The organism is Mesorhizobium sp. WSM1386, assembly GCF_055901595.1.
In genome coordinates this window covers 5,450,266-5,462,933 of the sequence record NZ_CM148373.1, presented here as the reverse complement: position 1 = coordinate 5,462,933, position 12,668 = coordinate 5,450,266, and the positions used below count along the sequence as shown (strand labels likewise).

Here is a 12,668-nt window from a genome sequence, read left to right as displayed (position 1 = left end):
CCGCAGCTACGAAGGGGCGGAAGAGCCAGGCTCGTAAAACACAGTCCGGGTTGTACGCCGAACCAATGGACTCTAGCGCGCCAGGTGAGCGTACAGTCTTGGACTTTCCCGAGGCTCTGCTGAACGACGATCTGGCGCCGCTGTTCTGGCGACCGGAGCGGATGGATCAGCCAACAATTGCATGGCTCGGTCACACCCCGTTCGCCCACTGGTTGATCGGCGCCCAACATCCACGCGTTCTTGTCGAGTTAGGCACTCATGCAGGCGTCTCCTACTCTGCTTTCTGCTCCGCTGTCCTGAAGGGAAAGACCGGGACGCGCTGCTTTGCGGTGGACACGTGGAGGGGCGATGAGCAGGCAGGGATCTACTCCGAGGCGATATTTGAGGACTTCAAGCGCTTTCATGACGAGCGCTATGCTGAATTTTCGGAGCTGCTACGATGCACGTTCGACGAGGCGTCGACCCAGTTTGCGGACTCCAGCATAGATCTGCTGCATATCGACGGCCTCCACACCTACGAGGCCGTTCGGCACGATTTCGAACAGTGGTTCTCAAAGCTCTCGGACCGGGCGATCGTCCTGTTCCACGACACAAATGAACGACAGGCAGACTTTGGGGTCTGGAAGTTATGGGAAGAATTGCGGGGCAAATACCCCTCGTTCGAGTTTCCCCACAGTCACGGCCTCGGCGTCCTGCTGGTGGGAAAGAACCCAGCGGAAGCCATTGCCCAATTGTGCCAGCTCGACAGTGCCGACGCGGCGATTGTCCAGCGCCGAATGGAGCTCTTCGGCGATCGCTGGCGCGTCGAAGCGGCGAAGACGTTGGAAATTCAACGTCTCTCTCGCACACTGCCGACCGATGTCAGCGCACTTAACGCGGAATTAGCGGCGGCTCGCAAGCAAATCCGAACCGGTATGCAAGCGCTGGAGAAGGCCAACACAAATCTCGTTGCAAGGGACGAGGACATAGCGGCACTTGAACATAAGGTGCAGGAGCGCGATCAGCAGATGGCACTGTTAAAACGCGAAATCGAACTTGTTCGGACTAGCCGGACTTGGCGTTATGGATCGTTCCTGCGGAGACTTGTGTCATTTCCGAATAAGGCAACTTTTTATGCCGGGCGGAACGTCGCGTTGCGCGCGCTCCACCATTTGGAAGGCGTGCCATCGAGCAAGCGGGCCACGGAGTGGAAGGTAACCGGCGACGATCCGCAGTTCGAACTCCTTTGGCCGGGCTTCGGGCCCTTGGTTCCCGGGCACTACCGGCTCAGCGCGTATGTGCCGGCCGAAGCGGAGGCGTTGACTGACGCGCGCCTTTATGTCGACAGCGGTAGGGGGTACAACGAAATCGAACGGATCGATCTGCGGTTTCGTTCGAACGGCAAAGGTCTGGCCGCGTCGACCTTCCCGCTTAGCGTAGCAGCCTCGAAACTGCGTTTCGATCCAAGCGACCGTTCCACCCAGATCACGATCGGCCGCGTCCGTTTGCGTCGGCTGGCACGGGTTGAATATTATGCTTGCCTCATCGCGAGAATCCTCGCCCGCCACGTGAAAAGCCCTGGTTCCCTAGGGCGGTCTGCCGCGCGTGCCGTAAAACTCTTGAAGCAAAGCGGCCTCCGGGGGTTTGCGGCCACCCTCCGATCAGCGGAGGCACGAGGCGCTCTGGGCAGCGTTACTTATGAAGGGTGGATTGCACTCAATGACACGCCGACTGAACAAGACGTTGCGGATTTGAGCCAGCGGTTGGCTCAGCTTGAGAAGAAGCCGCTCATTTCGGTACTCATGCCAGTCTACAATACGCCAGAGAGACTCCTGCGGGAAGCGATCGAGAGCGTCCGCGCCCAAATCTACGAGAACTGGGAGCTGTGCATTGCGGACGATTGCTCGACGAAGCCGCATGTGCGGAGCATTTTGAACGAATATGCGAAACGCGATCCTCGTATCAAGGTCGTCTTGCGTGACAAGAACGGCCATATCTCGCGGGCATCCAATTCCGCCCTGGAGATCGTCACCGGCGAGTGGGTTGCGATGCTCGACCACGACGATATTCTCCGCCCGCACGCGCTGGCCGAGATCGTTCTGGAAGTCGATCGCCATCCTGACGCCGAACTGATCTATAGCGATGAAGACAAGATCGATTTGGAGGGCAGGCGTTATGATCCATGCTTCAAGCCGGATTTCTCGCGGGAGCTTTTCCGATCCCAGAACTATCTGAACCATCTCACCGCACACCGGGCGGAAAATATCCGCGCCGTCGGCGGCTGGCGACCCGGCTTCGAGGGCAGCCAGGATTATGACCTCAATCTGCGCGTCATCGAGCGCATTGCCCCTGAGAGAATCCGGCACATTCCTAAGGTGCTCTACCATTGGCGGGCGGTGGAAGGCTCGACGGCGCTTGACGGTTCTCAAAAGAACTACGCCTATCTGGCTGGATTGCGGGCGCTGGAAGAACACGTCGAGCGCATGGGTATTCCGGCGAGAGCTGAGGAAGCTCCCGACGCACCCTGTTACCGTCTTCGGTTTTTCGTGCCCGAGCCACAGCCGCTTGTGAGCCTTATCGTCCCAACGCGTGACCAGGTCGAACTCCTGCGCCGCTGCGTGGAGTCCATCCGCGAAAAGACAACTTACAGGAACTACGAGATTTTGGTGGTCGACAACGGCTCGGTGGAAGAGGAAACCCTTGCCTATTTCAGCGAGTTGAAGGAAGCGAAGAATGTTCGTGTGCTCCGTTACGACAAGCCGTTCAACTATTCTGCGATCAACAACTTCGCCGTGGGGAAAGCGAAGGGATCGATCATCGGTCTTGTCAACAACGACATCGAAGTGATCTCGCCGGACTGGCTTACAGAAATGGTCTCCTGGGCCGTTCAGCCGGATGTGGGCTGCGTCGGCGCAAAGCTCTATTATGCCAATGATACGATCCAGCATGGCGGCGTGATTGTTGGATTGGGCGGTGTTGCATGTCATTCGCATAAGGGCTTCCCGCGCCATCATCCTGGGTACTTTCACAGGCTGAAGGTCCTTCAGAATCTCTCCGCTGTCACGGCAGCCTGTCTCATGATCCGCAAGAACCTGTTTGAAGAAGTCGGTGGTCTCAACGAGGTCGACCTGACGGTCGCCTTCAACGATGTGGACCTTTGTCTGAAAGTACGGGAAGCCGGCTATTCAAACGTCTGGACGCCCTATGCCGAGCTTTACCACCTTGAAAGCGTCTCTCGCGGCGTTGAGGATGCTCCGGAAAAAATGGCGCGTTTCAACAGTGAAATTGCGTATATGCAAAGACGGTGGAAAAAGATCATCGAGCGTGATCCCTTCTATTCGCCGAACTTGACAAAAGCGCGCGAAGATTTCTCGCTAGGCTGATACCGGAAAGAATAGCAATGGCCGAATTCCATTTCGTCGAAGACTACGAAAAGCACGTCGCGAGACTCATGCGCGATCATCCGATCGACGAGGCGATGTCGCTCGCCGTCGGTGGCGCCTATGACATTATCGGCCGCATTGAAGCCGAAGCCCTCGTCAAGAACGGCCTGCGCGACGGGATGCGCCTTGCCGATGTCGGCTGCGGTTCCGGGCGCACGGCGGTTGCGCTCGCAAGACGCTTGCGCATCGACTATGACGGTTACGATATCGTTCAGGCTTTGCTCGACTATGCCAGGAGCAAGACACCCGAAAAGTATAGGTTCCACATGAACCGAGCGGTGAAACTCCCGGCCCCGGACGCCACATTCGACTATGTATGTGCCTTCAGCCTCTTTACCCACCTACTGCACGAAGAGACCTTCATTTATATGCGCGATTGTCACCGTGTGCTGAAGAAGGGCGGTAAGCTGCTGCTTTCGTTCTTGGAATTCCACATGCCGCCTCACTGGCAGATTTTCGAGGCGACGGTGATCCAATATGAGGCCGCAGCCCGCCCGACTCTCAACATGTTCCTTGAGCGCGAGGCCATTGAGGTCTTCGCGGCCCGGATCGGCTTCAATGTGGAGAAATTCATCGATGCCGACGCTCCGGTCCTCGATGGGCATGCTCTCGGCCAGTCTATGTGCGTGATGGTGAAATAGAAAGATGCGATTCTTCCGGAAGTCTCCCCCGGCGCTAGAGCCACGCACGAAGAACATTACCTCGGCGTTGAACCTTGCCGGAAGAGGTATCGAATACGGCCCCTTGCACGCGGCACTCTTGCGGAAACCGCACTATGACGTTTCCTATGTCGACTATGCCGACCGCGCTTTCCTAGTGCAGCATTATGCCAACGATCCCAACGTCGATGTTAGCCTCATTCCCGAGATCGACATCGTCACCGGCGGCAAGTTGATTTCTGAATTCCTCCCAAAGGAGTCGGTCGACTACATCGTCGCGTCGCATGTCATGGAGCATGTGCCCGATCTACTGGGTTGGCTCGAGGCGAATCTGCAGGTGCTCAAGCCTGGCGGCCGGATTGCCGTCGCGTTTCCGGACAAGCGTTATTGCTTCGACCTGAAACGAAAAAGCAGCATGATTTCGGATCTCGTGGCGGCTTACATTGAAAAGCGGACGAAGCCGAGTTTTCGGCAGATTTGCGATCATTTCTGGAATGTTAGCAAAGCTAACCCGGCAGACTGCTGGAGTAAAATTACAACCCCTGAAAATGCAGAATATATGATTGATAGGAAAGATATTTTACCAATTCTCAGGGACCTCAAGCTTAGAGGAGATTACATTGATACACACTGCTGGGTATTTGCAGATTTTGAATTTATTGAATGCATTAAATTGGCGGCGGGTACGATAGATGGTTCTTTTGAAGTTGTGTCATTTCATCCAACCCAGACCAATACGCTGGAATTCTATGTGACCATTGGGCGGCTCTAATGCTTTGAGCCCGCAGGCGGTAATTGCTGGTTTTCATCCATCAAGGGAACTCGGTCAATCGAGAGCGGGCTCGAAGACTGCCAGTTGATTGGCCCACAGCAAAAATCGCTCATAATGGCAAAGACGCATACCGCACGTTTTGCCCAATGCCGCTAGTGAAGTCAGATCAAACATTTCCTCGTGTTCGTCAGCAGCGTCTGGGCTGAACAAACGAATTGCAGCGCCTATATCGTGAATTCGCCGGAATGCTTTGTGCGGCGTGGTCAATACTACGCGGCCGCCAGGAGCAAGAAGCGATCGCCACTCATTGAGATGATCTGCCGGATCCTCAAGATGCTCCAGCAAGGCGAGAGCAACAACGGTATCAAATCGTCGACCTTCAGGGATCTCAGTTCCGAACTGGTGTTTTGGATAGGATTGGCGAGCCAACTCAACCGATTCAGCATCATAGTCATATCCGAAATACTGATCCTCTCTGGCGAACGAGGCGAGTGCCCCGCTTCCGCACCCAACGTCAAGTGTGTCGCCGCGCAACCAAGGACGAGCTCTGGTTATCCTCGCCAAACGGAGGGCAGGAGAAAATATTCCCTGCGACGCTTGATCAGCCAAATTCATTTCCTCCTGCGTCGAGCTTCGCAAAACTTGCGCGGTTTGCTATCATACATTGCCTGCTTGGGCAGTTTAGCAATGAGCCGAAATTACACAAAACGTCGAGAGTTTCGATGGCGGATTCTCCTGGGATCGTGCCTTCGGTGGTGTCGTAGTGTGACTCACCAGTTCGAGGTCCAGGTTGACGACCTGGCCCAGGCGCCCAGCATATCCTGTCCTTCGCAATTCCGATGCGAGCGGCTACCCAGGGCCTGCTCGCGACCTAGAAGACCTACCATTCACCATGATTAGGAGAATGACTGAGGCTGCAAAGCCGGCAATGCAAAGTTCCAGCGTCTTCAGCAGGTGACTGCTATCGTAGTAGAAGCGAATTTCGCCTCGTCCATCCACCTCAACGGCCGGGAAAAAATCCAGAAACCTTTTTAGTTCTACGGGCCTCCCATCCAGCGTGGCTCGCCAATATTTGTTGATGCGAATGGGGAAAACGACCCATCCATGGGATGCACCCGAATATTCAACCTTGATGTCATCCGGTCGATACGTCGTAAGGCGCACAGATCCATAATCTGCCTCTGGTTGTCCGCTTAACGCAGTCACATAATAGCCGGAGCCTGAAACTTCGTGATTTTCGATAACGTCAATGCCTGGCTCTACCGGTGTGATCGAAAAGTTCTGAGGAAGACGAGTTCTCTCAACGATCTTAATTTTTGGAATGCCGGGAAATACACTCGAGCCGACTTTATAGGTTGCCGCTCCAGCGGTTTCGAAGGCCCATGCACTGAGCATCTTCTGGTTATCGGGTTTGGCCATTGAAATGACGTACCGATAGGTTCCAGCCACAAGAGGAACGTCTTGATTGAAGCCAAAGGTCGCGAATTGGTTGTTACGGACCGCCTCCGGCGGTATTTCTGCATGAGCCACGAGGAACTCATCTTTGTAAAGGTCAAATATCAGTGGCGAAGGGGCATAGTCCTGATCATAGGTTCCGAATAACACCTGCATGCTCATAGCGTTCATAGGCTTGTCGATCAACAAGTCGCCTTCAAGGGCACCGCCATTGAGGGGGGCTGTTGGCCTCTGGCCAAGGCCAACAGTTGCATGCGCCAATTCAGCGGTACAACCATTCTTGACAAGGAAGAAGCGGACGGCCGCATAGGTAATCCCCCGGCTGGAAAAATTTATGTCGGAGCATTGAATGATGGAGGCCGTATATGTTGTCTGAAAAGAAGGCGCTATATCTGCGGCTATCTTGTTTTGCGCATCGGTTCGAAATCCGTGAGAAAACAACTCTGGCAATCTGTAATTTGATAGAAATCCAGAGACAAGGAAACTGTCGTCCGAAATAATACTTTGACCAGATTTAATATTGTCTACGACGTATGATATTGATGGCGTATCCGGGAAAAATGTCTCAATATCAGGTCTGGAGTTAACTTGTTTAAAAGAATGCCAGAGGTTAAATGCCTGCAATAATGATATAAATACAATAGCGTTAAATATATATTTGTACTTATGTTTCGATTGGTAAGATGATATAATGTATATCGAGTAAGAAGATAATATGGATTCCGACAACCCGAATAATACGGATGCCCTACTCCACGTGTTGGTATCAAATCCAGGGATTAATTTCACCAGTTTTGTCGGCGCCGCCCCAAATGCGGTTGCCAAAGTGAATATTGCCACGAATAACCCGACAACAGCAAAACGATTAGGTGATTTAAAAAGAAAATATAGAGCAACGAGCGTAAGGATTGCAGCGGGTATTCCCGCCGAAAAGGTGCGCTCAACGCCCAGATGATCCACAAAGTCAGAACCAAACATATAGATGATGTCATAGGGAGTGAACCCAGTACCACTTGTTCGGTTCGACAAATCAGTTGAATCGAGAATGTCTTTAACCTGCAAAAGGCCAGGAAGTGCAAGAAGCGCACCTGCAATGCCTGCGCATGCCAGCCCAATAATTCGCCTCACTGCGAGCCGATTGATACCGGTGCTCGGGAACTCGGCAACAAGAACTACGACTCCCAGTATCAGGGACGAGATAGCTCCAAGGATGGCCACAAATGGAAAGCCGCCCAGCCCCATCAAGGCTATACTGAGAGCGAACCCCAAGGCCCAACTCAAGCGGCCAGTTTGCCAATACCGAAGCTGAGTGGCGAGAACCCATGGAATAAGAGCGCTCGTTGTCAGGTGCGGCCAATGGGCCCAAGCGATGTTGAAGCCGCAAAATGCAAATACCATGGCGCCGAAAATTGCGGCCACTCGACTTCTGAACATAAAAAACAGCAGAAAATAAGCGCCAAAGGCAGCCAGGAAATAATTTGCCAGAATTGCGAACGTGTAACCCATAGCTTCGTTCGGCGTGAGGGCATAAATTAGAAAGGGTATTGAAAGGCCTTCGTAAATCGGCGCCTGAATGCCAACCGCACCCAGTTGATGGAGGGGGTTCCACAGCGGGATATGCCCTTCCCACAACTCTCGCCTAAACTCCCGCCAGTTTGGTAGCCGGTGATCCAACGCGTCAGAGCGCTCTGCATTGACAAGTGGGGTGTCGATCCCGGCGTTGTCCCATCCTGGATAGGCTAACAGCAGATCCATCGGTGCCAGCGTTTGTCGAAAAGGATTCACCCCGACGATCCCCAGGACCAGAGCGAAAAGAAGCGCCATCGAAATGATGTGCCGCAAGATCGGGGACTGTTCCGGCAAAAGGTTGTTTTGCAAGGATGTTTCCCTCATTTGCGGAGCCATGCACTTTTCCTCTTTCGCAATATCACCTCTACCAAGGCGACTAGGCAATCTCCAAGAACGGTGACGAGTCGGTTGCCGAGAGCAACCGCGGTAGCCGATGGAGGCGGCAGACCCGCGGCAGTCAACCCCATGATCAGAACGGCCTCGCGCACGCCAAGCCCTCCTGGGGCTCCCGGAACGACAAAGCCAATGAGCCACGCGGCCGCTCCTATGCCGATCAGCTCGGTCATGTGGCCCGCATCGTTCAGGGCTCTGGAAAGCGCAATGATCAGCAACCCGTTGCCAATGAAAAATAGGGCATAGAGAAGAAAAGCTTCGGCAGATACGACAAGCGCTCTGCCCCCGATGTCCGCCATCCTGAAGCGGAAAAAAAACACCGCCCCGATCGCAGTCGCCAAAAGACCGGCGGCGGCCAATCCCGCAATCAATTTAGGACTATCGGGACCATACCGCGCATAGGCATCTTGCAAAGCCGGCCACGCCAGCAAGGCGGCCAACGCTCCGGCGGCAAGGGCAATGATGGACAATTCCCCTATCTGGGCAAAGGCAAGCGCCTTGTTCGACGCCCCGGCATTGCGGGCGAGGGCAAAACGACCAACCATATGCATCACGTTGCTCGGCAGGTATTTGTAGATCTGCGTCTTTCCAAAAATGGCAAGCGCACGACCCAATCCAAGCGACGGTCCGTCGACAAGAACCAGGAACCGGTACCAGACGATGCCTGCCAGTTGCAGGATGACGGCATAGGCGACAGCGCAGCCCAATATGGTCATCAGAAAAAGCGGCGAGATGAGTTGTCGTTGCAGATCACCGAAGGAGCGATGGATCGCCAATCCGACGAAGACAAGCGCGGCAAGGCTGACAATCAGACCCCCGGCGCGAATTATTGAATTCAGCTTTCTGCTTTTGGCTGATGGTGCCGTCTGCATTGTCTCAGTCACAACGGCAAAGGGCCATGGTCCAAGGAAGCGGCTTGCGGACCTCCACGACCTTTAGCGATTTGCCCAGCAGGTTGATGAACGATGCGGATGACCAGTGCTGGATATGCCCCGGCGTATTTCCAAGGCTTGGGATGTATTTGCCTCTGGCCATGTTAAGTGCCCGCCAGACAGGCTCCCGTGGCACGCTGACTAGAAGGTAAGGTTTGGCAAGCGATTTGAGTATCGCAAGGGCTTGTTCGGTATCCGGGATGTGCTCGAGAACTTCGCAACAGATCACCAGTTCGGCCGAAGCGACTTCCGGTGTCAGATCGAAAAGCGAGCGTGTTTCAAATGTCGGCTCCAGCCCACGCGTCGTGCATTGCTCGTTAGCCTCCGAAACACTGACAGATTCCAGGTCGCTACCACGGACATTCCACCCCCGATCATGAAGGCGAATGGACAGATTTCCCTCGCCGCAGCCCACCTCGTAGGCGTTGCGAACGCCTGTCTTCGCCGTCAACATATCGAAACTGCTCAGGAAGCCATCCATGAGATATCGTGCGATCGGGTTCCGGGTATTGTATTTGTCGTAATAATTACCCGGAACGTTGTCGTAGGCTGCTGGCGCTTGGTTCATTTGTATTATTCCGCTTATTTGCGTGCCTGAACCTGGGAACCTTCGCGATCTATCGAAAGCGAGCGGATCAATGCATTTTCCCGATGTTCCTGTTGCAGTTGCCTGATCCTGATTTCTTCGAGGATTTGCCTGTTAACGGCGATCAGTTCGGAAAGGATACCGCTCATTGTGAGGATGCCAGCAAGGGCAAGCAAGGCACTGGAGAGAATCAGCGACTGGATGTTGCCGCTGCCTTCGCCTCTCAGGTAGTGGAAAAGGAACCGGGCGATCATGATCAAACCCGGTGTGGCGACTATGGCCGCACACACCGAGAAGAAGCGCAGCGGGCTATAGACGACAAAGATCCTCACAACCGTTATGAGGGAGCGCCGCACATAGCTTGGTATGCTCTTGACCAGCCGCGAGGGCCGAAGATCGCCGTTCACGCGGATCGGCACGGAGGTGATCGGAATGTTCCTGCGTCCCGCCTGGATGATCGTTTCCAGCGTATAGGTGTAGCGGTTAAAGACGTTGAGCTGTATCGCCGCGTCTCGGTGAATGGCACGGAAACCGCTCGGCGCGTCAGGAATCGTCGTGCCGCTAGCAAGCTTGACGACCAGACTTCCAAGCTTCTGCAGAAATTTCTTGATGGGTGAGAAATGCTCTATCTCGCTGATCGGCCTTGCGCCGACGACGATCTGAGCGTTTTTCTCCAGTATGGGGCGGACGAGATCGGAAATGCAGGAAGCATCATACTGGTTGTCCGCATCGGTGTTGACGATAACATCGGCGCCAAGTTTCAACGCGGTTTCAATGCCGGTCATGAAGGCTTTGGCAAGCCCCTGATTATGGGGCAGCGAGACCACGTGATCCACACCATTTTCCCGGGCAACCTCCACTGTGCGGTCAGTCGAGCCATCATCAATCACGAGCCACTCTACCGTGTCAAAACCCTCGACCCGACGCGGCAGATCAGCAAGCGTGACGGCGAGCGTCCCTTCCTCGTTCAAGCATGGGATCTGGATAATAAGCTTTGGCAATCCACCCTCTTCTCTTGTTTTCCCAAGGCCGATCAACTGCCATCTTCGGCATGGCCTATCAATCGGGAGGCGGCTTTTAAACCATCGACTCAATCCGGCCGGCTCGAAGTGTCATCTTCTTCGTGCAAACGCGCTGGATAAGCGCTTCGTCGTGGCTGGCCAATACTATGATGCCGGCCTTTTCCGCCAGTTCGTCCATCCGTCGCTTGGCTTTTTCCTGGAATGATGCGTCGCCGGCACCAATCCATTCGTCCATCAGCAGAATTTCTGGTTCAAGCGCCGTCGCCGCCGCAAATGCCAGGCGTGCCGCCATACCCTGGCTGTACGCCTTGAACGGCAGGTCGATGAAGTCACCCAGTTCGCTGAAATCGATTATTTCTTCCATCTTCTCTTCGATCTCGGCCGCGGTCCAACCGCTGATCAACCCTCTCAGCACGATATTCCTGCGTCCGGTGGCCTCGGGACGAAACCCTATGTGGATGTTGAACAGGGCATCGACCTTGCCCGCGATCGATATCGTTCCGCCCGACGGCTGGTAGATTCCATATAGAACCTTGAGCAGTGTGGTCTTGCCGGCGCCATTCGGGCCGACTAGACCCAACCGGTCGCCTGCCTTGAGCTCGAAGCTGACATCGTCGAGCGCCTGCACGACCTGCTTGGTGCCCGACTTCGCTATGTTGCCGCCGAGAGCGCTCCGACGCCGGCCAGGCGCCGAAAGTGTCAATTTTTCGAACAGGCGATAAACCAGGCTGACATTGTTCAGTTTGATGGAGGTCATGGAACTCAGATCAGGAAAACGATGCGCTTGCGATAAAGGCCCAGCAGCAGCAACGCAAGAGTCCAGAGGCCGAGGCAGACATAACCTGTCACCGTCAAGGCATGTGCCGGAAATATGCCCGCTGTGATTGGCTCACGCACGCTCTCCAAGAAATAGGTGAACGGGTTCCAATGATAGGCATATTTTTGAACGCCTTCTTGACCGCTGTATACCCAGAAGACCGGCGTGAAGAACATCCCCACCCGCATCAGGTTCCCTACGATGAATTCACTATCGGGAAAGAAAGCGCCCAGGAACGCAAAAACCATGACAAACGCTGGGGTTGCCAAGACGATGAGCAACAGACCCAGCATCGACAGTAGCCAGTTCGTGTTGATTCCGTAACCGCCCAGCAGCAGAATAAGAACGCAACCCGCCAACGAATAAGCCGCCCTGATGATGCATTGCATAGTCAATCGCATCACATATACGAACAACGGCAGCGTCGTGCCTTGAATGAAGCTCGCTTCGCGCTGGAAGAGTGACACGCTCATAGTGATGGTTTCGGTGAGATAGAACCAGACCAGCATGCCGATCGCCACATAGGCTATATAACTTGGGTTGCTGGCGTCTTTGGTCACAAAGACAAAGACAAATGTGCCGACGAAAGCAAAATAATTGACCAGCATCCAAAGCGGTCCGAGCGTGGTCCGTCTGTGCTGGTCGCCGATGTCCTCATGGGCCAGCGCAACCCAGACCCTGTGCAGCCTCATGGCCCTGGAAATGTCGTCAAAAGCGCCGTTTAGTGCTGCAATCATAGCTCGGAGTATCGCAATCGGTTATTCTGGCACATTATCCTTCGCTGGCCATAGCGAACCACCAAGCCCCGCCCTAATAGCCATCTGGATGGGCATATGGCAATGCATTGCGTCATAATGAGGCGGAGAGCAGAGTCAACTGCGGCATAGTCTGGAACATGCCGATGCTGTACGACTCTAGCAGTAGAGTGACCTAATGTAAGCTTGGCAACAATCATTCGCGAGCTAAGCATCATGCTTGCCGTTGTCCTCCCGACTTTTCCCAAAAAACATCTAGCTATACCTCCCGGCACGCAGTATGCGA

The 12,668-nt window shown here is 54.4% G+C and carries 10 protein-coding genes; 3 read left to right on the top strand and 7 right to left on the bottom strand.

What is annotated here, in order from left to right:
- Window positions 1-98: 98 nt before the first annotated feature.
- The 3 genes from AC0NIH_RS26835 to AC0NIH_RS26825 are packed head-to-tail and all read left to right on the top strand — an operon-like array spanning window position 99 to window position 4,853.
- Window positions 99-3,362, top strand: a complete 3,264-nt coding sequence (locus AC0NIH_RS26835) for a glycosyltransferase (RefSeq protein ID WP_473468353.1) — start codon at window positions 99-101, stop codon at window positions 3,360-3,362.
- Between the two features lie 17 nt (window positions 3,363-3,379).
- On the top strand, window positions 3,380-4,063 hold the full coding sequence (locus AC0NIH_RS26830; protein ID WP_473468355.1) for a class I SAM-dependent methyltransferase: 684 nt from the start codon (window positions 3,380-3,382) through the stop codon (window positions 4,061-4,063).
- Window positions 4,064-4,067: 4 nt separating this feature from the next.
- Window positions 4,068-4,853: a methyltransferase domain-containing protein gene (locus tag AC0NIH_RS26825; protein WP_473468357.1), complete on the top strand. Its 786-nt coding sequence runs from the start codon at window positions 4,068-4,070 to the stop codon at window positions 4,851-4,853.
- Between the two features lie 54 nt (window positions 4,854-4,907).
- Here AC0NIH_RS26825 and AC0NIH_RS26820 read toward each other — a convergent pair whose 3' ends face one another.
- From AC0NIH_RS26820 to AC0NIH_RS26790, 7 genes are all read right to left on the bottom strand, one after another.
- Window positions 4,908-5,468 carry a class I SAM-dependent methyltransferase gene (locus tag AC0NIH_RS26820; RefSeq protein ID WP_473468359.1) on the bottom strand — a complete coding sequence of 187 codons (561 nt, stop codon included), beginning with the start codon at window positions 5,466-5,468 and terminating at the stop codon, window positions 4,908-4,910.
- A gap of 234 nt (window positions 5,469-5,702) precedes the next feature.
- Window positions 5,703-8,213: a hypothetical protein gene (locus tag AC0NIH_RS26815; protein WP_473468362.1), complete on the bottom strand. Its 2,511-nt coding sequence runs from the start codon at window positions 8,211-8,213 to the stop codon at window positions 5,703-5,705.
- On the bottom strand, window positions 8,198-9,142 hold the full coding sequence (locus AC0NIH_RS26810) for a hypothetical protein (RefSeq protein WP_473468363.1): 945 nt from the start codon (window positions 9,140-9,142) through the stop codon (window positions 8,198-8,200). The genes AC0NIH_RS26815 and AC0NIH_RS26810 overlap by 16 nt, the downstream gene beginning before the upstream one ends.
- A 4-nt stretch (window positions 9,143-9,146) precedes the next feature.
- Window positions 9,147-9,770, bottom strand: coding sequence for a class I SAM-dependent methyltransferase (locus tag AC0NIH_RS26805; protein ID WP_473468365.1), 624 nt, complete (start codon window positions 9,768-9,770; stop codon window positions 9,147-9,149).
- Window positions 9,771-9,784: 14 nt separating this feature from the next.
- Window positions 9,785-10,759: a glycosyltransferase family 2 protein gene (locus AC0NIH_RS26800; protein ID WP_473468368.1), complete on the bottom strand. Its 975-nt coding sequence runs from the start codon at window positions 10,757-10,759 to the stop codon at window positions 9,785-9,787.
- Between the two features lie 106 nt (window positions 10,760-10,865).
- Window positions 10,866-11,438, bottom strand: a complete 573-nt coding sequence (locus tag AC0NIH_RS26795; RefSeq protein WP_473468370.1) for an ABC transporter ATP-binding protein — start codon at window positions 11,436-11,438, stop codon at window positions 10,866-10,868.
- Window positions 11,439-11,572: 134 nt separating this feature from the next.
- Window positions 11,573-12,364, bottom strand: coding sequence for an ABC transporter permease (locus AC0NIH_RS26790; RefSeq protein WP_473468372.1), 792 nt, complete (start codon window positions 12,362-12,364; stop codon window positions 11,573-11,575).
- Window positions 12,365-12,668: the final 304 nt, after the last annotated feature.